Below are 22820 nucleotides of genomic sequence, written 5' to 3'. Positions count from 1 at the left end.
AACTTAATAAGAACTTTTAGTAGCTACCTTTTTATCTACCATTCCACTTATTAATAAGGGTCAGCTTCATGGCTTTTCTTCACTGCATCTTTTGTTGCTTCATTGGCATCTATTGTTCCTTGCCCATATTTTGATTGACCTGCTTCACGCCCTGGAACATTATCCTTTGCCGTTTCTTTCATCTCTTTCATTTTCGTTTCGATGCCCTCTTTCACACGGCGGCCATAATCTTCATCTGCTTGTGTAAAGTGTTCAATCATCGCATCTTGAATTTTTTTATCACAGATTGCCAGTGCTTCCGATAGGTTTTTTATTAATTCTTCGCGCTCCCAATCTTCAAAGCTTCTGTATGTGTGACCAGCTTGTCCATAGTTATTAGGTCGGTCTATTGGTGCACTCATCGCCGCAGCATTATAGGTCGGCTGATGAGGTACCCGCTCTTCTTTCCCTGCCTCTTTAAAACCACCAAGCATAGATGGTTCATAGTTGATATGTGGGTTTTCCCCAGATTCTTTCGGATCACGTACATCCATTTGGCCGCGATGTTGATTTGTGCGCACAGGTGCTTTTGGTGCGTTTACTGGTACTTTCAGATAATTTGCACCAACACGATAGCGTTGAGTATCAGAGTAAGAGAAGGTGCGCCCTTGTAACATCTTATCGTCAGAAAAATCCATTCCATCTACAAGTACACCAGTACCGAAAGCAGCTTGCTCAATTTCGGTATGGAAATCGACCGGATTACGATCGAGGACCATACGCCCAACTGGCAACCATGGGAATTTATCTTCTGGCCAAAGCTTCGTATCATCGAGAGGATCAAAATCTAGTTCTGGATGATAATCATCCTCCATTATTTGCACGTAAAGCTCCCATTCTGGATAATCACCACGCTCGATTGCTTCATATAAGTCTTGTGTCGCATGGCCAACGTTCTTGGCTTGAATAGATTCTGCTTCCTCTTGCGTCAAATTGCGAATGCCTTGTTTTGGTTCCCAATGGTATTTTACTAATACTGCTTCACCTTGTTCATTTACCCATTTATAAGTGTTTACCCCAGAACCCTGCATATGACGATATGTAGCTGGAATACCCCATGGTGAGAAGAGGAAGGTTATCATATGTGTAGCCTCAGGAGTGCGGGAAACAAAATCAAACATACGTTGTGGGTTTGGTACGTTTGAAACTGGATCTGCTTTAAAGGCATGTATCATATCTGGAAACTTCATGGCATCACGAATAAAGAATATCTTAAGGTTATTTCCAACCAAATCCCAGTTTCCATCTTCAGTATACATTTTTACAGCAAATCCACGTGGATCGCGTGCTGTTTCAGGTGAATCCTTCGCCCCAGCAACAGTAGAAAAACGAACCATCAATGGTGTCTTCTTCCCTGCTCCGGAAAATACTTTTGCACGAGTATACTTTTCTACCGGCTCATTTCCTACTTTTCCGTAAGTTTCAAAATAACCAAATGCTCCAGAGCCTCGTGCATGTACGACACGCTCTGGCACTTCTTCACGATCAAAATGGGAGATCTTTTCAATAAAGTGGTAATTCTCAAGTGTAGCAGGGCCGCGATTCCCAATAGTACGGATGTTTTGGTTATCTAATACAGGATGTCCTTGTCTTGTTGTTAAGGTTTCTCGATCCTGATCTTGCCCCTTTTCATTATTCATATCTTTTTTCTCTGCCAAAAAAATAACCTCCTAGTATTTAGTCATTATTAGTTGTATCCAATATATGCTAATTCATGCTATTGGAAGTAAATGATGGGTATAACTATTTAAATAAATATTGGGGTTACTGTATTATTTTTTTACTATCCTTCCCAAAAAACTTACATGATACGAACAAAAGCATGAAATATTAAGTGTATTACATGCTTTTGTCTATTTACTTTTACCCATTAATTTCTTGGTTAACCTATTTATATACATGCAAATTCTGGTATAGGAATGAAAACATATTTTTAAAGATATCAAATGGAAGAAATTTTTTTAAACTATGTAACTTGTTGTAAGTAACAAGGAAAGGAAATTAGATCAATATTGATAAGAGTTCTTCGGTTTGCTGGTTTTAATCGAGCGGATGACTTTATCTATTGGGTCAGACTTTTTCTAGAAAAAAGTGATTGTACTTCTTCTTTACATGCCTCCACCTTATGTACGTAAATAGTGTTACCAGAATAAGGTTGGATATGCACAAGAAAAAATAAAAAACCACATCCAAAATGCGGTTTTTAAAGATGGAGAGACATGCCAGGAGCGTCTTGTTCTCTTTCTATGAATCCTAATTTTTTATAAAAGGGATGTTTTCCTTTAGCCGAAAATAATTGAATGGATTGAATACCTGATTGTTGGCATTTAGATACAAGCTTTTCGATTATTTGCTTCCCCAATCCTTTGCCCTGCTCATTAGGATCAACCATTACATCACAAATTAATGCTTGATATACTCCATCTGATATCATACGACCAAAGGCGATAAGTTTTTCATTATCATTATAAATAGAAACAGAATACCAGCTGTTTTTTGCTGCTTCATACAACTGCTCCCTGGTATAGTTTCCTTTTTTGTTATTTAATAAACCGCTGTCCTCATGTAATTGAGCAAACTTTGTGAATGATGGCAGCTCTTCTGTTATAAAATATTTCATGGTTCTTTTCCCCTTTAATCGCCGAATCTTCATAATTATATTTATACATTATTATGAATTAATATTCAATTGTTTTTTATAAAAAAAGCATATCTTTTTCTGATATGCTTTAAGAGGTTATTAAGTATTTTTTTTTGCTTTTTTTCCTTGCCAAATTACCAAGATAAAATACCCAAACATGAAAACAAAGAAAATAATGGACGATGTTAAAGTCTTCATCTCTTCTGACATAGGCAAAGGTTTTACTAGAAGGTTTGGAAGATAGAGAATAACAGGGAAAAAGACAACCCATGATTTACTCCACCAAGCAAACCAGCATAAATAAACAAAAGGAACAATTAAGAAAAGGAGTTGTTTAGTTACCGTATCAATCATGTATACTGGACCATAATTATTCCCGTAGAACATTAACACAAAAAACATTCCTATAATCAATAATTGTAAGGGAAATATTAAGGCAAATGCTTTTTTATTTGAGCTATTTCTTGATGAAATGTAACGAAATATGACAACGTACATCCCAAGCATGAAAACACTTATAAATAGAGAACCTAATCCAACTAATAAAGATAATTGATTTTCCCCTAAGATAATTTTCCCGATTAAGGTATAGGCAATTAAGCTAATAAATACATGTGGTAATAGTTGCCCCCATTCGATTAAATCCGTCTGCATTTCATTTGCTAAACTTTCCATATATGCTTTCGGGGAATTTCCTGTTATTTCCGATATATTCTTTCCATTTGCTTCTGCTTCTTGTAAATGATCGGTCAATTCTTCGACAATCTCTTTTATTTCCTTTTCTTTTTTTCCCGTTGTTAATAAATATAGATGTAAATTTTCCACAAAAGTTTCTGCTTCTTTCGATAATTTCACTTACTTCTCCTCCCTTATATCTTTTAATAACCAATGTACACTTGTTGCCAGTTCTGTCCACGTGTCAGCAAATTCATCTAAGACTTTAGCTCCTTTATCCGAAAGGGAATAATATTTGCGCTTTGGACCAGATGGAGATGCTTTTGTTTCTACTGTAACAAGCTCTTCCTTTTTCATACGTAAAAGTACAGGATAAATACTTCCTTCACTAATCATGGTAAATCCATAAGCTTCTAATTTTTCAATCATTTCATAGCCATAAATCTCTCCTTTTGAAATAATCGCAAGTAAACATCCTTCCAAAACTCCCTTTAACATCTGACTTTTTGACATGGACATATATCCTTTCTATTCAGGCTATATTGTTTAACAAGATAGCGGCTATATTGTATAGCAAGATTCTATCTTTAAACATATCTTACCATATAGTATTTTGCATTGCAAGATAGTTTTAAAAATTAGGCTCATCTTTTTCCAATTAGCTTTCATAGTGGACTTCCACTCGTTCATACAGTAAGGAGAAGGAGGTGGAGTAGTGAAAAAAGTTATTAAAATCTTGTTTTTACCCTTTCTGTTTTTAATTACTGCTTGTTCAGCCGATCCAGTTCGAGAGGATTTACTTGAATATGTAAATGAGGATATGAAAACAGCATTTGAATTAGAGGTAAAGGCTGTTTCTGCATACGATTCAGTTTCAGGTATTAATTATACGGATGATTGGACTATGTATGATACAATCCAAACGACCGTTATTCCCAATTATAATGAATTTATTAAAGAGTTGAATTCAGTACAAGTGGAAACAGAGGAATTAAGAGAAATTCATGAAATATATATCGAAGGCGCTGACACACAATACAATGCATTTGTGAAAATACTTACAGCGCTAGAAACACAGGATATCACACTTGTAGAAGAGGCAAATGCTATGCTGGAGGAAGCTCGTAAACTAATTCGACAATATATGAATGAACTAGATAAACTTGCGAAAGAGCATGAAGTGGAATGGGATGATAGTACAGTGAGTGAATCACTTTAATCCTTTACAAAAAGAAACTGAGCGGTAAAAACAAGGTTTTTGCCGCTCGGATATGTGTATTATTCTGGTTTAGACCCTTTATTCAATTGGTTATAGAAAAGAATTCCGCTTAATAGTAAAAGTACTCCGAAGCTAAATGTTTTAATATCTGCAGTTCCCGCAATAATTACCCATATAGAATAAATGGTTGCAATGATTCCAATAGCAAAGTCTACTCTTCTCGATTTCATGGAAGTATACGTTTCTCCTGAAATAACTAATTTTAATTGGAAGATTGACGAAATTAAATAAGGAACAAGATAGCTTAATGTGGCAATATAAATGATAAAGTCAAATGCCTGCGAAATACTTCTTGATACGGTGGAGAAAATAAACAATTGACCTAAAATATTGGTCACGACTAAAGAAAAGGTTGGAATACCTTTTTTATTTTCCTTTAAGAAAGCAGGAATAAAAATTCCTTGTTTAGCAGCAGCATAAGGTACTTCTGCACTTAACATAATCCATCCGATTGTAGAGCCAAATAAGCTGATTAATCCGATAGCTGCTAGTATTTTACCGGCAATTGGTCCTAGAACAGCTTCGATTGCATCGATTAAAGGCTTTTGCGAAGCGATTAATTCATTTTGAGAAAGGATTCCCATAACAAGTGTACTAATTCCAATATAGATTGCTAATGCAATTAATAGTCCAATAATGGTTGCTTTTTTAACATCTGACTGTTTTTTTGCACGTGAGGCAAAAACGACGGCAGACTCTACCCCGATAAATGCCCATAATGTTGTTATAGCTGCACTGTTGATTTGTCCGAATAGATCAACCGAATGACCTGCTGCATTAACTTTCGGTTCAGCAAAAGGAAGGATATTGCTTGTTTCAAATGCAAATAAAGCAATAATAATAAATAGCATAAAACCGATTACTTTTGCAGATGTAGCAAGTATATTTAATTTCCCGGCATTTTCTAGCCCGTTTAAAATGATCCAATGGGTTCCCCATAATAAAATGGTACAAACAAGGAAGGTTAACGCATTTCCCACGTAAAGGGTAAAAGAGCCAACATGGAATAATGCTGCTTCACTTGTTAGAATAGGGAAAAAAGTGGATAAATAGCCAGCAAAAGTAGTAATAATGGCAACATTACCAGCTAAATTTCCAATCCAATATCCCCATGTTGACATAAAACCAGATAAAGTAGATTTTTTGGATCCTCGTTTAAATAACTCTTTCGCATAAATTTGTGGTCCACCTGTTAATTTTGGTTTGCGTATGGCTAAATTTCCAAATACTAAGGCTGTGACTAACACACCAAATCCGGTTAATAACCATGCAAGAATAACGCCAGCTGGACTTGCAACTTCCGCTAATGAGCGTGGCAGCATAAATATTCCTGAGCCAACCATATTTCCAACGACTAAGGATATTAAGATCCCCAGTCCTAATTTTCCTTTTGTGTTCATATTTGTCTCCTTTATGATGTATTTTGCTCATGCTAGGACATAGGAGATTTACTTGAAGCCTTATATCTGTATACAATAAATTGTATTTTTATTATTTCCAAGGCATAAAAAAAACACACCTTTAAATGGTGTGAAATTCGAAAACACCATCAGATAACAGGATAGTTCATCATAGTAAGATCCTATGACAGTTCTGCACCTATTCGTATGCAGACCCAGCTACTATTATCAGAGAATAATAGTGCTTCGGCGATATTTCCTTTCAAAAGCAATCAATAAGCTCTCTGGCTTTCCCTCTTTTTACTAATAAAAATCGCGACCTCTACCTCATCTCGAGCTGATAAGGATTTTATTATGAAATTACATGTACTAGGTTACGAGATATGACCATCAATGTCAATGGATATATAAATAGAAGGAAATGTCGCTAAATTCGCAATTATGGTTCTTTCATCGTTTTAAGAGCTCTCTAAAAAACATTGTCAATTTTAAATTTTTCTAAACAAACAAGCTCTGCTTGAAAACAGAGCTTGTTTGTTTAGAAATGTGGAGTTTACGATGAAATCTATAATTAAAATTAATCTATTACATCGTTCAAGTGTTTAATGAATCGTGAAAGTATCTTCATATGTCTCTCCCTCTTTCTGCCATTTTACAGTCATTTTATAAATATGCCCTCTTTCCGGACTATTCCCTAAATAAAATTCTGTAGCAAAAGGATGCAGAGTAGTGACTGACCCATCTATATCTGTTCCTTCCACAAAGGAATCAGTTTGTGCTAATATCTCATCGTTATCCGTAAATGTTAATTCTTTTACTTCCACTTTTTGTTTATCTAATTGTTTTAATTTACCCTGCCAGCCTGTTGGCTCACTTGGGTCTATATTTTTCTTATAAGTATACTTCCACATGCCATTGTCTGACTTACCAGAAATGGAAAGAGTCGAAGCATATACATAAACACTGGAAAAAATAACAATAAGGAAGACTGAGCAGGTGATTAGAAACTTCTTCTTTTTCAAAAAATACTCTCCTTTTCATTTAATAAGTAATACAAGAACACTCCAATCAGAATTTCACGGAGCGGTGCTTTTCCCTAGTTCGAACTTTTAATTTACAATATTTGTATGCGTAAGCATATAAATACATTGTATCACCAATTTTTTCATAACTGAACATATAATAAGGAATATGTTAAAAACTCCAATTGCACTTTTTCAGCTTCTTCCCCGTAACAAATAATTCATACTTATTCTTATCTTAGTAAACAGTTGTAGTAAAAAGGAATATAAAAGACCACAGGCAAAGACCTTGAATTTAAAGGTGTTTGTCTATGGTCGGATGCTCTATTTTGAAACAGTGCTTGCTTCTTTCTATTTATAAAGTTGTAATAATTGGTTTATCTTTTGTAATTATTACAGTGTGCTCGTACTGGGCAACATAGCTTTTTTCTTTGGTAGAGAATGTCCAGCCGTCATTTTCTTCATATACTTCCTCCGAACCGGTAGATATAAAAGGTTCAAAGGCAATAACCATTCCATCACGAAGCAATTCTGTGTCCCAAGAATCAAAATAATTTAGAATATGATCTGGTTTCTCGTGAAGAGATGTTCCAATACCGTGTCCTGTCAGGTTTTTAATTACCGTAAATCCGTTCTTTTTTGCTGTGTTGTATACGAATTTTCCAATTCGATTCTTCTTCGCACCTGGTTTGAAGCATTTAAGTCCTTCTTCAAAAGCTTCTTGCGCTACTTCACAGAGTTTAATAAGCTTAGGATCGCCATTTCCTACTACAATGGATTTTCCAGTATCAGCAAAATAGCCATTTTTGCTTGCGGAAACGTCAATATTAACTAAATCACCTTCTTGAATGACACGATCTCCTGGGATTCCATGTGCAACCTCATCATTTACAGATATACAAGTATACCCTGGAAAATCATACATATCTTGGGGAGCAGAAACCGCACCATGTTCGGCAAATAACTTTCCAGCTAGATTATCTAATTCTTTTGTAGTCACTCCTGGTACTGTATTTTTAATTAATTCCTCTCTGATAATGCTTACGATTTTCCCGATTTCTTTTAAACCGTTAATGTCTTGTTCACTTTTTACTATCATGTATATTCTCCTTGTTTATATCAGTTCTCGAATCTTTTTCGCGTATACTATTATATGCTAAATAAAGTACTAAGTAAAAGAAATTCCATTATTAACGCTAAATAAAAAAGAAGAACAGCGAGATGGTTTATTCTTTTTTTTACGGTCTCGATTATCTATATTTAGTTATTTATTGGATGTATTTACTAATATAGTGAAGTGATTCATTCGTTATAAATAAGTTTTCATTTTTCTAATTAAAATTACATATCATCGCTTTCTTTTACATAGCATGTACAAGAAAGGATGTGGGAGAGACGAATGTTCAGTGTCACCATCTTACTTAGCTATATCTTGCTAGGATTTACATTAGCTGCTCCGATTGGTCCAGTAAATTCCGCGAGAATTGACAAAGGAATAAAAAATGGTTTTTGGCATGCTTGGATAGTTGGTTTTGGATCCATGCTTGCAGATGGTGTTTTTATGATAATGGTGTACATAGGAATGGTTCATTTTCTTGAAATAGATATCATTCAAATATTTCTCTGGCTATTTGGGGGCTTTGTTTTGATTTATACGGGGATGGAAAGTATTGTAGGTGCCCAACATCTTAAATTGGATTCCCTTCGAGGAAAAGATTCTTTGTTTAAATGTTTTTTAACAGGATTTATCATGTCTATAACTAGTCCGTTATCTATTTTATTTTGGCTAGGTATATATGGCTCGATATTAGCAAAAACGGCCCAAGAAAATGGGACTAGTTCTTTATTGATCTACAGCAGTATGATTTTTCTTGGTCTTACTTTATGGGACTTGATTGTAGCTGCTTTAACTAATAGCTTTAGACGTTTTCTTACAATTGGAACTTTAAGAGGCATTTCCATTATTTCTGGTGCTTCCTTAGTTATATTTGGCGTGTACTTTGGTTATCAAGGAATGATGAAATTATTCTTTTCCTCATAAAAGATGGGGCATGCTGCGTAAAACAACATGCCCTATCTTTTTAATCAGCTAATCCCCATACGGAAACACTCTTCGCATCAACAGGAAATTCACCGTATCCATCTTCATCTATTGTCACGTGATCTTTTCTTGTGTTCGTAAAGTCAATCCATTCTTCTCCCCTTCGTGATTCACCAACAAACATTTTCTTGAATCCATCATCCTTATTGGATATGACAACAGCACAACCGGATTTTTCTATTTCAGCTTCTCCATGGCGAACCCAGCCAATTATATTTGGATTATCAAAATAGTCATCCTGTTTGCCGTAAGCTTTTTTCTTGCGAACATATAATAAGGGATCAATGGCTGCCTTTTTTCCTTCTATTGGCGCATCCCCGCCAATTCCAAAATAATCTCCGTAAAATATAGTTGGATAGCCGTCTTTTCGAAGTAAAATAAGGCTATAGGCAATTTGTTTGAACCAATCTTCTACCCATGATTCTAAAGATTCATTTGGCTGTGTATCATGATTATCAACAAATGTTACACAATTAAGAGGATTTTCTTTTACTAACGTTCCCTCGAAAATCGTTGATAAATCAAAGTTACTTCCTTCCATAGAAGCAGTGTGCAATTTATAGTGTAGCGGGACATCAAATAAATCGATTTTGTAATCCATTTGCTCTAAAAATTCCTGACATTCTTGCAGATCAGCTTTCCAAAATTCACCTACGAAATAAAAATCGTCTTTTTCTTTCAGCAAGGAAGTGGCGAATTTTTTTATAAAATCGTGGTTTATATGTTTTATGGCATCTAATCGATAGCCATCACAATTTAGTGTTTGGTAAAGCCATTTTCCCCATGAAATCATTTCATTTTGGACAAGCTCATTATTATAGTCAATGTTTGCAAACATTAAATAGTCATAATTTCCAAATTCATCATCGACGTTTGAATTCCACATTTTATTATCGCCTACAATGCGGAATACCCCTTCTTTTTTTGTTTTATTATCATAATCGGTTCCGTTGAAATGCTGGAAGTTCCACTTAAAGGATGAATAAGTATCTCCTCTTCCTGGAAAAGTGAATTTTGTCCATGCTTCGATATCATGTGGTTCTGATATCTCTTCTTCTCTATTTTCCGGATTCACTTCAATTGCTTTAAATGTTTCTTTCTCATCAGCTGCTGCTTTATGATTCATTACCACATCCACATAGACTTGGATTCCGACATTATGACATGCCTCAATAGCTTCCAGTAATTCTTTTTTCGTTCCATATTTTGTACGAATACTGCCCTTTTGATCAAATTCTCCTAAATCATATACATCGTAAACGCCATATCCATTGTCTTCATTGGAGGCAGCTTTCGTCACAGGTGGAATCCAAATGGAATCAATACCAGCTTCCTTTAATTCTCCTGCTTTTTCTTTTAATCGGTTCCAATGTTGACCATCTGCGTCTAAATGCCATTCGAAAAATTGCATCAATGTCTGATTTTCCATCTATCATTTCTCCTACTCCATAAAATTTGTAGCTTTTCTCACAATGAAAATTATTGAGAAGCTTTCATATGAAGTAATACTACCCAAAAATATTATTTTTCAAGCATAGTTGAAAAAGAGTATAAAAAGAATATTATAAAAAAAGTAAATATTTTCTATTCTTTATTTTTACTAAAATTTAATTACTATAGAATTATTAAATATAAAAAAAGTACTTCCAATATAAAGACTCATATAGTGAATATGCGGAATTATTTTTGATTTGAGTTGTTATTATTTTAGTCTTATTTTCAACGTTTCATCTTTTTTTGTCATTAGCATTTTACCTAGACCCTGGGTTCTCTATGATGGATGTATTACTAATTCAACAAATTTAAAACAATTGTATAGTTATTTTCATGCTGATTATTCTTTATCTACTTATATTCAAGACCAATTCTCAAAAAAAAGGCGATAACAGTAGAGAAATTGTCTATGCTTTCTTATCTTATTATGAATAAGTTGAAATTAAGAAAAGGAAAGGAGTGAATAGAATGTCAAGAAGAGATTATGACAGCGCTGGTAACCAAAGTTACTTTAAGGGTTCTTCTAAAAATAGAAGAAATAATGGCAGAACAGAGGTGAATGTTGATAACGATTTTGACTTAGATAATGATGTACGTGCGGATGCAGATTCAGATGCTGAAGCAGAAGTTAGAAATAAGAATACCAATACTGCTCGTGTTACAAACTCTGGGAACTCACGTGTAGATATCCGTTTGAATAGCAGAAGCAACGCACGTGTTAGAGCAGATCAAGAAACTGATCAAGATAATGATCAAGACCAAAACACAGATATCGATTTTGATTAAGTAATAGTGAAGTGGGGTACATAAGTACCCCACTATTTAAAGGATGATAATATGGTTAAAAAAAACAACAATTCTATTCGAAATGAAGAAAGATTAAGGTCCTGGGGTTTTTCTAAAACTTTTAATAGAATTAACAATGATAATGAATCGTTTAACACTATAAAAAGTAGTGGAAATTCAGATGTTGATTTGGCAGTTGAAGTAAATATTGATACGACAGCAATAGGCTTTGCTATTTTATGCTCCCTTCTTGCTACTGGGCAAATGACAGATATAGAATTTCAAAAGGCTGTAAAAACACTAGAAAAATTAACGAAAGAAAAAATGGGAAATTTTTATGGTAATAGTGTAAACGATGTGGCTAATGCAAAACTATATAATTTAAAAAGATTATAGAGCGGTGAGTTTACTTGGCTGCTCTATCCTACATAACTTTTAAATAGTTTTATCGCTTTTTAGTTAAGGTCTTACTAAATGAACTGCACTTTCTTTATTATGGAGTAGTCTTCTCTTTTTCACTGGGAATATTATTACAATAGACTTATACGTGGAGTCACACAATAAAAGAACAAAAGATGATTGATGGTAATATGTTAAAAAATCGCCTTATTATGGAATTTTTAATAGGGATTAAACGATAAATATTTCATTGGGCAAGGTCAACATTTCGAAGTACTGTTTACTATACAAGGAGATAGAGGAAAAGCATTTTATGGAAAACCAATGGAAGAAGGCTCCTATTAAAATCTAGTTTAGAAAAGATGACAAATTAATTTATACTCGATACTAAGTTTTCATAACCCGTTCCTCCCTTCCCTGTTTTTCATAAAGGAATCTTTTTCTTTTATATCGAAAGAAAGATAATGTCATAAAATTCCTTAATTTAATAAAAAATCCTTACATTCAAATTGAGTTACCATTTGAATGTAAGGGGAAAAGTATTAGTTTTTGGTTTTTATAAATTCCGCTTTTATTTCTGCAAGTAATTCTTTATTCGTAAGAATTTCTAAACCTGTAAGGGCCATTGACTTTGCACCTAAAATCATGGCATCTCTACCTTGATCAGACATAGCAGCTTCTCTAAATTCATGAGTATGACAAGCGTATGCCTCATTACAGATTTTTACATAGGGATGAATAGATGGTACCACCTGGCTTACATTGCCCATATCAAGGGATCCTGAACCATCCCGCTGCTCCTGTATTTCAGATGGTTCTACGCCTAAATCAACAAGTTGTTTTGTAAATAAATCAGATAAAGTTTGGTTGGTAATCATATCATCATAGGAGAATTCATAGAAACTAGCTTTAACTGTAGCACCTGTTTGCAGGGCAGCTCCCTCTGCACATTGTATCACTTTTTCTACTAATTTATTTACTTCTTCTCTTTTTCCTGCTCGGACATAAAACTGTGCAACAGCATAGTCAGGGACGATATTTGCCGCTTTTCCACCTTCTGTGATTACACCATGAATACGAGCATCTGACTTTATATGCTGTCTTAGAGCATTGATACTATTAAAGGTCTGTAATACAGCATCTAGTGCATTGATGCCTAAATGTGGGCTTGCTGCTGCATGAGCAGCTTTGCCAAAGAATTCAAATTGGATAGCGTCCATTGCAAGAGAATCGCCGCTCTTCATATAGCTATCTAATGGATGCACCATCATCGCTACATCTAGCTCTTCAAAAATTCCTGCCTCTGCCATTGTTACTTTGCCGCCTTTCGTTTCCTCAGCAGGCGTGCCGTAAACAATCACTTTTCCTCCTGTTTCGCTTAAAACTTTACTAAGACCAATTCCGGCAGCAATTCCCATAGTACCGATCAAATTATGTCCACATGCATGTCCAAGTTCAGGAAGTGCATCATATTCTGCCATAAAGCCGATAACTGGACCAGCTTTGCCGCTGTCAAAGGTTGCTTTAAAGGCAGTAGGTAAATCACAGATTCCTATTTCTACGTTAAAATCATGCTGTTTTAAGGTGTCAGTTAAAATTTCACATGCTTTAAATTCTTCATGGCCTAACTCAGGATTTTCTCCAATATAAATACTAATATCTTTAAATTTTGCTTCGTTTTCATTAATTGTATCTAGGATGATTTGTTTCATCATTTTCGCACCTTTCTATCTTTCTACAATAATAGTTTACCAATTTTAAAAAAAAAAGCTAGAAAAACATGTTTAAAAATAATATATAAAGTATAATTATGCAATGGAATCTACCATGTTTTTCCTAAATATGATGTTTGATAACTTAATGAAAAAACTGGCTTCGCTTTTATTTAAAAGACGTCGCCAGTTTTGTAATAAATCACTTTATATTTTTCCCATAAAAAATTTCATTCATTTCCTGTGTGAGTTTTGCTGTTATCAATATCCGATCTTCTTCAGATAATTCTTCTTCTTTGCAGCCAAATAAATAATTATTTAAATGGAATTGTTTTAACTTGCATTTTGTATGAAATATATTTTCTTGATAGATATTGGCATCAATCATATCAAATTGTGATTTTGTCTCTTCGGGAATATAGTTTTGAATGGAATTGATATCATGATCGATAAATAGTTTATGACCATGTATATCTCGGGTAAATCCTCTTACACGATAGTCCATTATCATAATGTCTGTGTCAAAAGAGTGGATTAAATAGTTTAAAGCTTTTAATGGCGAAATTTCCCCGCACGTTGAAACATCAATATCAGCACGAAAGGTACTGATTCCTTCATCTGGATGATATTCAGGATATGTATGTACCGTTATATGACTTTTGTCGAGATGCATTACCACTGAGCCTGGAAGTGGTCCAGGAGATTCCTCAAATACTTCTTTTGAAGCTTCAGCAACTGGGCCCTCAGATACGAGCAGTGTTACGCTTGCTCCTTGTGGTTCATAGTCTTGCTTTGCAATATTTAGAACGTGTGCGCCAATAATATCGGAAACATTTTTCAAGATTTTCGTCAGACGCTCAGCGTTGTACTGCTCATCGATATATTGAAGATAAGCCTCTCGTTCCCTTTTTGTTCGAGTATAACAGATATCATACATATTGAAGCTCAATGACTTTGTTAAATTGTTAAAACCATGTAATTCTATACGCTGTTGAGGTGTTAAACTCATGTTTATCCCCCTTTTAAACAATTGGTACAATTATGTTACCCGAACAGATTGGGGAATAACCAAAAAATCACTAATCCTTCCTATTTCCATAGAAGAATTAGTGATAAGTTTTATTATTAAAACATGCTTAAATCATATTTTTTTGCAAGGATTTCTAATAGTTTTAATCCTGCAACACTATTGCCTTTGTCGTCAAGCGCAGGACCAGAAATACCAATTCCAAAACGGGAAGGAACGGCCCCTAATATTCCACCGGAGACACCACTTTTTGCAGGGATTCCGACTCGAACAGCAAATTCTCCAGAAGCATTATACATTCCGCATGTAACCATAAATGTTTTGGAAATGCGAGCTACATGTGCTGGCATTAACTGTTTGTTTGTGACAGGTTCTTTTCCATCTAAAGCAAATACGATTCCGATTCGCGCTAAATCTAAACAATTTACTTCGATAGAGCATTGCTTTGTATATAAATCTAATAATTCCTCCACATCTTCATTAATGATGCCATGTTGTTTCATAAAGAAACAAAGTGCTCTATTCAAATGAGATGTTTCAAACTCTGATTCAGCTACCTCCGCTGAATAACCAATATCACTATTTCCTGATAAGAGCTTAACAAATTCAATAATCTTCTGGAAGCGTTCATCCACGGAGTTCCCCTTTATCATATGGGTAACTGCAAGGGCACCTGCATTTATCATAGGATTTAACGGCTTCGACGGGTTACTCATTTCTAGTTTTACAATAGAATTAAATGGATCGCCAGTAGGCTCATAGCCAACTTTACTAAAAACGTACTCTTCTCCTGATTCAATTAGTGCTAATGCTAAAGTAATGACTTTTGAGATACTTTGTAAAGTAATTTTCTCATGAATGCAGCCTGCTGAATAACAAGTACCATCATGGTGGTAAATAGCTACAGATAAATCATCAGGATTTGCTTTGCTGAGAGCTGGGATATAATCAGCAACTTTCCCATTATGTGTATATTGTTTTGCTTCTAACAATATACTTTCTAATTCCTCATTAGATTGACAAGGCATTTTTTCACCAACTTTACGAAAAATTTTTACATCCCTTTTTATAAAATATAAAAAAGAATTTCTTAATAAGATTAGTATATCCTTAGAAACAAAAAATGAAAAAGGTTTCTGATTTATAGATAGAATTTTTCTAATTCAGATGAAGTCAATGGTTTGCTAAAGTAGTATCCTTGTACGATATCACATTGGTGGTTTATGAGAAAATCGATTTGTTTTTTTGTTTCTACTCCCTCTGCAATGACAAGGAAATTCATATTATGACCCATATCGATAATGACTTTAGCTAAAGAGCCTTTGTGAATAGGATGACTGATATCATCAATAAACGTTTTATCAATTTTAATGGTATCAATAGGCAGTGATTTCAAATAACTTAACGAAGAATAACCTTTGCCGAAATCATCTATCGATATTTGAAAGCCAAGCTTTTTAATATTAGCTAATTCTATTTGGGCTAATTCAATATTTTGCATAATGCTTTCCGTTATCTCTAACTCGATTTTCTTTGGATCTATTTCTAATCTTACTATTTCTTTTTGTAGAAAAGAAATGAAATCAATGTATTGAAATTGTCGAGCAGAAATATTGATAGCAAGTTTTAAATCTTTTTTTCCTTCTCTTTCCCATTTCTTTTTCTGCGCAAATGCCTCCGTTATGACCCATTCTCCAATCGTTAATATTAAATTGGATTCTTCAGCAATTGGTATAAATTCATCTGGAGACAAATAGCCGTATACCGGGTGTTTCCAACGTAGGAGAGCTTCAACACCAAATATGCTGCCTGTATGGATATTTATTTGTGGCTGATAGTATAATTCTAATTCTTTATTTAGAATAGCTTTGCGTAGTGCCATCTCCAATTCCATCTTTCTTGCGCCTTTTTCTGCAATGGAAGCGGAGTAAAATTGAAAATTGTTTTTCCCGTGATCTTTGGCAACATACATGGCTGTATCAGCATTTTTTATTAATGATTCTTGATCTTTTCCATCTGATGGAAACATGCTGATGCCAATACTTGGTGTAACGAAGAATTCATCTTGTTTCACTACAATAGGGTAAGAAAATTGGTTTATTATTTTTTGGGCAGTCTCAGCTGTTTCTAATTTTGTTTTGTTTTCTAATATGATTAAAAATTCATCTCCCCCGAGACGGGCAACAAAATCATTTTTGTCGATAGCTGATTGAAGGGTAGTAGATACTTCTTGTAAAATGATATCTCCTGTCCATGTCCTTTCGTATCATTTATCCGTTTAAATTGATCTAAGTCTAAAAATAATATGGACATTGCTTCCACTTCTTGGTTATAGAGTCGATCATTTAAATGATGCATACAACTGTTTCGATTCGGTAATTTTGTCAGCGTATCTATAAATGCTAATTCCTTAATTTTTAATTCCGCCTGTTTCCGGGATGTGATATCTCTTCCAACAATCAAAACAGCTTCTTGTCCTCCAAAAAGAATTGGCATGCAATTGATTTCTAAGAATACGTTTTCCGCTAAGTCTTTCGTTAATTCAACTTCCATCTCGACTACATTTTGATTTAATTTTTTGCTTTTTTTATATTGTCGAACGATATTTTGATAAGTGGCTTCAGAAAGTAAATCTTTTACTGCAAGCCCCTGTATGGAATTATAGTCTTTTCCTAACATTTTGATGCCAGCCTTATTTATATAATGAAACTTGTAATCAACTGTTACTGCAACAATGTCTGGTGATATATCGACCAATTTACTAAATTTATCTTCGTTTTCTTTGCTATCTGTTATATCAATTAACACGCTTGTAAACTCAGTCATCTCCCTAGTCGATTTGTCAAACACAGCGATGCCTCTATCCTTTATCCAGCGAATCTTCCCATCTGGTTTAATAATACGATAAGTGCTGACAACGACATCTTGATGGGTTAGAAGCTCCGCTCGTTCCACTAACACGTCTTGATCAGCTGGATGGATAACGTCTTTCCACAAATTATGATTTTTATAAAATGCCTCTGATGAATAACCATAAATAGCTTCAATCCCTGCAGTGACCATTAATTTATTTGTTTTTAAATCATGAAACCAAATAGCAATATCCAAAGTGTCAAAAATAGATTGTAATTTTTTATTGCTTTGAGCAAATTCGCCGAGTATGTAGGTGAACTTTTTTATTAATTGATAAAAAACATATAATAAGCCACTAGTAATAATTAATTGCAGCAGAATAAACAGCTCTTTATTTATCGATGCAGCAAAGATGTTTAAAATCACAGATAAAAATACAAAAAAACAAATGGCCACCATCCATTTTGTTTCACTGTGTTTATAATCCATAGAAGAACTCCTTACTTTAATTGATCATATTTATGTCAATAGAATTTTTATTAAAACAAATATGTATGGAACAAAAATACTTCTCCCTTATTATCCATAATTCCATAAAGTTAAACTCTTGACAATAAAATTTTAAATATATGTTTACTTAGAATACACTTATTAGGATTCGTTTATTATTTTTATTTTTGAAATCTCTTTATGGGAGGAAGATAGTGAGGATATATGCATGTGGAAATGGACATGGGAGTAAAACCAAATCAAAATCTTTTAATATTCACTTCCATTTTTAAATATAAGTCAGATGGAAATTCAATTTTCACACGAATAAAAAACCCAAACAATCATACGAAATAACTCAGCAAGATTCGTAGATTATTTGGGTATAGCTTTGACAGGAAAACTTAGTTTAAACCATTCTATCTTAATTTAGATTCGTTGATTCCACATGAACACGGGGCGTATTCCAGGTGTCAAACCATTTTTTTGTTGCAGCTATAATAATGATAACCCCTAATATTAGCATGATAATTGATAGTACGGCATTAAGCACATTATAACCTGACGCTTCTGGGTTTAAATAAACGTTTTTAACCATCCACACCCCAGCATAATTTACTGTTACAAATAAATATGCCATCGGTATGAGGCAAGTCAGCATATATCTACGTTTATCAGCCATTTTTAAAATAACGGTTGCTCCAACAATCAGCCCGATCGTTGCCATGAGCTGATTAGAGACACCAAATAGTGCCCATACCGAGCTAATATCTCCTGAGAATAAGAGATATCCCCACATTAAACATGCTAATGCACTTGCGAAAATAGAACCAGGCAGCCAATCCACTTTTTTTAATGGTTTGTAGAACTCACCAAGAAAATCTTGAATTAAATAGCGTGCAGTTCTCGTCCCTGCATCAATGGCTGTTAATATAAAGACAGCTTCAAACATAATCACAAATTGGAAGAAATAAGATGCTAGATGGGAGAACCAAGAAATTTCTGTGAAAATATATGACATTCCAACAGCTAAGGTAACTGCTCCTCCCGTTCTTCCTTCTAAATCAATGCCGATTTCACGACTTAGTTCTGGTAAGTTTGTAACACTCATACCAAGTGTTCGAAATACTTCTGGGCTGGAATTTATTGCGAAATAATCTCCTGGATGAAGAGCAGTTGCAGCAATAAGGGCCATAATCCCTACTAAACATTCGACAAGCATCGCACCAAAACCAACGACTTTAATATCACTCCACTTATCAAGCATCTTTGGTGTTGTGCCAGAGCCGACAAAGGCATGAAATCCGGAAATAGCACCACATGCAATCGTAATGGAAATAAACGGCCATACTGGTCCTGCGATAACTGGTCCCCCTCCATTTACAAATTCCGTAAATGCAGGAAATTCAATAGCGGGGTTAATAATAAATACACCAATAATAAGGGCGATAAATACACCGATTTTCATAAAGCTACTTAAATAATCTCGCGGTGCCAATAACAGCCATACAGGTAGTGCAGCTGCAAAGAATGCATAAATAGGAAGAATAATAGCTAATGTTTTTGTATCAAGTGTTAACCAATTTCCCAGTACGGTATCTTGGATCATTGGTCCCACAAACACACCTATCATTAACAGAATAAATCCAATGGTTGTGCATAGTTTGAGATTACCTGTTTTCTTATAAAATATGCCTACTCCCATCGCAATCGGGATCGTGATCCCTACCGAAAATGTTCCCCATGGATTTCTCTCTAAAGCATGTAGAACTACCATCGATAAACCAGCCATAGTAATGGTAATAATAAATAACATAGCAAGTCCTGTACAAAAACCTGCAACAGGGCCGAGTTCTTCCTTTGCTACTTCAGATAATGATTTGCCCTTTTTTCTCATACTCGCAAATAATACCACTGCATCATGGACAGCTCCTCCGATAACAGCCCCAATTAATAGCCAAATCAATCCAGGCAAATACCCGAACTGTGCAGCTAGAATAGGTCCTACAAGAGGACCGGCTGCTGCTATTGCTGCGAAATGATGTCCAAAGGTAACCCATTTATTGGTTGGTACATAGTCCTTTCCGTCATTTAGTTCATGTGCTGGTGTTTTTTCTTTATCGTTAAGCTTTAATACTTTTACTGCCATAAAAGTTCCGTATAAACGATAAGCAATCATTAAAATACAAGCAGATGCTATAACGATTGTAACCGCATTCATTTTTATCTACCTCCTTTAATGATTTTATTATAAAAAATGTAAAGGATAAAAAAACGTTTTCATGGTAAAATGCAAAGAAAATTAGCTGAAATGCAAAAATGACTGGATAAAATACAATATCCAGTCTGTATGATTATAAATGAAATTTACTTAAAATCCGAATAATTGTTTCACCTCTTTTGTATAGTTTCTACTTAAAGGCACTTTCTCGCCATTATTCATGCACAGTAAATACGTAGAGTTAAACCATGGTTCTATTTCACATATTTTTTCTTTATTAACTAAATAAGACCGATGTACTTTCATAATAGGACTATTTACTAACTTTTGCTCTAATTGTGTTAATGTAAAAGTAATGACCAATTCCTCTTCTTCTGTAATAAGTAATGTTTTACCATTTTGTGCACTTATATAGACGATTTTATCTAAATCAATAATCTTTATTTTGTCATTGGCTGTGACAGCTAACTTATTACTTTGAAGGGGCGATTTGTTTACGCTTTTTCCTATTGTTTCTTCTGTAGTTTGACTCCGCTTATTTTGCAGCTTTAAAATAGTTTGATTAATTCGTTCTTCTTCAAACGGTTTTAATATATAATCGACAGCATTTACGTCAAACGCTTGAAGTGCATATTCATCATATGCAGTTGCAAAGACAATTTCCGGACGATTTGCGGTGTGCTTTAACTGTTCCGCTAAATTCATTCCATTATCTTCTCCAAGTTGAATATCTAAGAAAATAACGTCTATTTTTTGATTATCAATTATGTACAGAGCTGTCTCCAAATCATCACACTCGGCCACTATCTCTATTTTGCTGCTTCTTTTCAAGAGATACTTTAATTCATCTCTTGCTAATGGTTCGTCTTCGACAATTAATGCTTTAATCATCTACTTCCCTCCATATACTTGGTTCCTTAGAAGGCAATGTAATCATCACCTTCGTTCCTCTATTCGTTTCACTTTCAATGGTGAATTTCCCTTTCTCCGCATATAACTTTTTCACTCGTTCCTGAATATTCCAAAGCGCCGTACCAGTTCCTGTACTGGAGGAAATATTTTTTTGGCCAATCATGTATAGAGTATCTTCACTCATTCCTTTCCCATCATCTTCTGTAATTAACACCATCCTATCTTTTTCTTTATATGCACATATTGTAATAGTCCCAACTGTACCTTTGGAAAAGCCATGACGAATGGAGTTTTCTACTAGGGGCTGTAATGTAAACGGCGGAATAAGGACCTTTTTTAGTTCGGGCTCTACAGACTCTTTTAAAATAAACTTATTAGGAAATCTCGCTTCTTCTAATGCTAAAAAGGCATGGACATGCTCTAATTCTTGACTTAAAGGAATCAGCATATTTTTAGATCCTTGTATGTTGCTGCGGAAATAAGTACATAATCGTTGGATCATCTGCCGCGCTTTTTCTCCATCTGTGCGAATTAGCGCAGAAATAGTGTTCATGCTGTTAAACAGAAAATGAGGATGAACTTGTGCTTGTAATGCTTTAATTTCAGCATCCTTCCATAACTTTTGTTGTAATTCTGCTTCTGCTAATTCAAGCTGTAAGGAAAATAACTTGCTTAACCCTTCTGCCAAAGTATATTCTACTAATTGAATGTTTTTGGGATTGGCAAAATATAATTTAAGGGTACCGACAGTTTTATTGTTTGCTTTCAATGGTAACAAAATGGCAGCGTGCAGCGGGCATGTTTGATTGCTGCATTGAATCTCGTCTTTCTTTTTCGCAATAAGAATATTCCCTTCCCTTAACACTTTTTCTGTTAATTTGGTAGAAGTTTTCTCTAATGGAATATGATGATCCCCGCCTAGCCCCTCATGTGCCAAAACAATGGATCTATTAGTTATGGATACTGCATCAGCGTTGGTAGCTTTTAACATAATTTTAGCAACCTGCTTGCTAGATTCAGGATTCAGTCCTTGACGTAAATAAGCAAGCGTAGATTGAGCAATATTTAAAGCAATATTGGTTTGTGCTGCTTTCGTTTTTTCTTCTTCTAACAGAATGTTTTGAATGATGTAGATAAAAATCAGCATTCCAAACCCATTAATGACAATCATTGGAAAAGCAATAATTTTGACGAGTTCGAATGCAAGCTCAAAAGGTGTTGCAATCAAAAGGATAAATACCATTTGAATAATTTCCATGGCGATGCCGATAATCACTGCTTTGCTTGCAGAATCCTGTTTAATGGAGTATTTCCTTCCAAGCAGCCCAGTCAATAATCCAGCAGCAATGGTAGATAATCCACAAGCAATTGCAGTGAATCCTCCTAATGTTAAGCGATGAAGGCCAGCTATTAATCCTACTCCAAGGCCAACTAATGGGCCGCCAATCATTCCGCCAATGGCTACCCCCATAATTCTTGTGTTAGCAATAGCGCTTGAAACATCTAATTCATGCTGCCATGTATGGGTGCTAATACTTCCTTTTAATATTTCGACTCCAGTATAATTACTAATTATTCCGAAGACGCCAAAGATAAGTATTAACGAGAGTTTATCGTGCCATTGTGATTCATGATGAATAATCGATCGGAAAATCTTTATTCTTGATAATAAGAAGGCAAAAATAACTAAAATACCGACTCGTTCAATCATTAGTGGAAGTAATTGGAGCAATTTATTCCCCCCTTCCTATTTTACTCAACATCATTATA

18 protein-coding genes, 1 pseudogene and 1 riboswitch are annotated in these 22820 nt (G+C 34.6%); of the genes and pseudogenes, 4 read left to right on the top strand and 15 right to left on the bottom strand.

From position 1 onward, the window contains the following. Window positions 1-50: 50 nt before the first annotated feature. From NSS71_RS06490 to NSS71_RS06475, 4 genes are all read right to left on the bottom strand, one after another. Window positions 51-1679 (bottom strand): catalase, encoded by a 1629-nt coding sequence (locus NSS71_RS06490; RefSeq protein WP_235850031.1) that lies wholly within the window; start codon window positions 1677-1679, stop codon window positions 51-53. Window positions 1680-2242: 563 nt separating this feature from the next. After that, complete coding sequence (locus NSS71_RS06485) at window positions 2243-2659, bottom strand: GNAT family N-acetyltransferase (protein ID WP_047944617.1); 417 nt, start codon at window positions 2657-2659, stop codon at window positions 2243-2245. A gap of 120 nt (window positions 2660-2779) precedes the next feature. Next, a complete protein-coding gene (locus tag NSS71_RS06480) occupies window positions 2780-3535 on the bottom strand; it encodes a DUF1129 family protein (RefSeq protein WP_053215805.1) in 756 nt (251 codons plus the stop codon). Then, entirely contained in the window at window positions 3536-3868 is a 333-nt protein-coding gene (locus tag NSS71_RS06475; RefSeq protein WP_047944618.1) for a PadR family transcriptional regulator, read from the bottom strand. It abuts the gene before it with no gap. A gap of 202 nt (window positions 3869-4070) precedes the next feature. On the opposite strand from NSS71_RS06475, the gene NSS71_RS06470 reads away from it, so the two are divergent. Next, the gene (locus NSS71_RS06470; RefSeq protein WP_047944619.1) at window positions 4071-4574 is read left to right on the top strand and encodes a hypothetical protein; all 504 of its coding nucleotides are present in this window, start codon (window positions 4071-4073) and stop codon (window positions 4572-4574) included. A gap of 59 nt (window positions 4575-4633) precedes the next feature. Here the strand turns inward: NSS71_RS06470 and NSS71_RS06465 are convergent, their stop codons facing one another. The 3 genes from NSS71_RS06465 to map form a co-directional block, all read right to left on the bottom strand. Then, a complete protein-coding gene (locus tag NSS71_RS06465; protein WP_047944620.1) occupies window positions 4634-6034 on the bottom strand; it encodes an amino acid permease in 1401 nt (466 codons plus the stop codon). 154 nt (window positions 6035-6188) lie between these two features. Next, a riboswitch (Lysine riboswitch) is annotated at window positions 6189-6367 on the bottom strand. Between the two features lie 269 nt (window positions 6368-6636). After that, on the bottom strand, window positions 6637-7056 hold the full coding sequence (locus NSS71_RS06460; protein ID WP_047944621.1) for a hypothetical protein: 420 nt from the start codon (window positions 7054-7056) through the stop codon (window positions 6637-6639). A gap of 355 nt (window positions 7057-7411) precedes the next feature. Continuing rightward, complete coding sequence (gene map / locus NSS71_RS06455) at window positions 7412-8155, bottom strand: type I methionyl aminopeptidase (RefSeq protein WP_095320109.1); 744 nt, start codon at window positions 8153-8155, stop codon at window positions 7412-7414. Window positions 8156-8455: 300 nt separating this feature from the next. On the opposite strand from map, the gene NSS71_RS06450 reads away from it, so the two are divergent. Continuing rightward, the gene (locus NSS71_RS06450) at window positions 8456-9097 is read left to right on the top strand and encodes a LysE family transporter (RefSeq protein WP_095257273.1); all 642 of its coding nucleotides are present in this window, start codon (window positions 8456-8458) and stop codon (window positions 9095-9097) included. Window positions 9098-9137: 40 nt separating this feature from the next. Here the strand turns inward: NSS71_RS06450 and NSS71_RS06445 are convergent, their stop codons facing one another. Beyond that, window positions 9138-10586, bottom strand: a complete 1449-nt coding sequence (locus NSS71_RS06445) for an alpha-amylase (protein WP_047944624.1) — start codon at window positions 10584-10586, stop codon at window positions 9138-9140. A gap of 533 nt (window positions 10587-11119) precedes the next feature. Here NSS71_RS06445 and NSS71_RS06440 point away from each other — a divergent pair. Together NSS71_RS06440 and NSS71_RS06435 are read left to right on the top strand one after the other, a co-directional pair. Continuing rightward, a complete protein-coding gene (locus NSS71_RS06440; protein WP_053215806.1) occupies window positions 11120-11437 on the top strand; it encodes a hypothetical protein in 318 nt (105 codons plus the stop codon). 51 nt (window positions 11438-11488) lie between these two features. After that, on the top strand, window positions 11489-11833 hold the full coding sequence (locus NSS71_RS06435) for a hypothetical protein (protein ID WP_235844415.1): 345 nt from the start codon (window positions 11489-11491) through the stop codon (window positions 11831-11833). A gap of 545 nt (window positions 11834-12378) precedes the next feature. Here the strand turns inward: NSS71_RS06435 and NSS71_RS06430 are convergent. The 7 genes and pseudogenes from NSS71_RS06430 to NSS71_RS06400 all read right to left on the bottom strand — a co-directional run bounded on the left by NSS71_RS06430 (window position 12379) and on the right by NSS71_RS06400 (window position 22782). Next, a complete protein-coding gene (locus tag NSS71_RS06430; RefSeq protein ID WP_186325685.1) occupies window positions 12379-13548 on the bottom strand; it encodes a M20 family metallopeptidase in 1170 nt (389 codons plus the stop codon). Window positions 13549-13750: 202 nt separating this feature from the next. Then, complete coding sequence (gene speD, locus NSS71_RS06425) at window positions 13751-14557, bottom strand: adenosylmethionine decarboxylase (RefSeq protein WP_095257275.1); 807 nt, start codon at window positions 14555-14557, stop codon at window positions 13751-13753. A gap of 116 nt (window positions 14558-14673) precedes the next feature. Beyond that, on the bottom strand, window positions 14674-15603 hold the full coding sequence (glsA, locus tag NSS71_RS06420) for a glutaminase A (protein WP_328282891.1): 930 nt from the start codon (window positions 15601-15603) through the stop codon (window positions 14674-14676). A 116-nt stretch (window positions 15604-15719) separates the two neighbouring features. Beyond that, window positions 15720-17707, bottom strand: a pseudogene (locus NSS71_RS06415) (PAS domain S-box protein); the annotation flags it as partial. 634 nt (window positions 17708-18341) lie between these two features. Beyond that, complete coding sequence (gene cstA / locus NSS71_RS06410; protein WP_061795909.1) at window positions 18342-20138, bottom strand: carbon starvation protein CstA; 1797 nt, start codon at window positions 20136-20138, stop codon at window positions 18342-18344. 150 nt (window positions 20139-20288) lie between these two features. Next, complete coding sequence (locus tag NSS71_RS06405) at window positions 20289-21029, bottom strand: LytR/AlgR family response regulator transcription factor (protein ID WP_047944629.1); 741 nt, start codon at window positions 21027-21029, stop codon at window positions 20289-20291. Then, window positions 21022-22782 (bottom strand): sensor histidine kinase, encoded by a 1761-nt coding sequence (locus NSS71_RS06400; protein ID WP_095257278.1) that lies wholly within the window; start codon window positions 22780-22782, stop codon window positions 21022-21024. Before NSS71_RS06400 ends, NSS71_RS06405 begins: the two co-directional genes overlap by 8 nt. Window positions 22783-22820 lie beyond the last annotated feature (38 nt).

Source organism: Niallia sp. FSL W8-0951, from assembly GCF_038006525.1.
Taxonomy (GTDB): Bacteria; Bacillota; Bacilli; order Bacillales; family Cytobacillaceae; genus Niallia; species Niallia circulans.
This window is presented reverse-complemented; position numbering and strand designations above follow the sequence as displayed.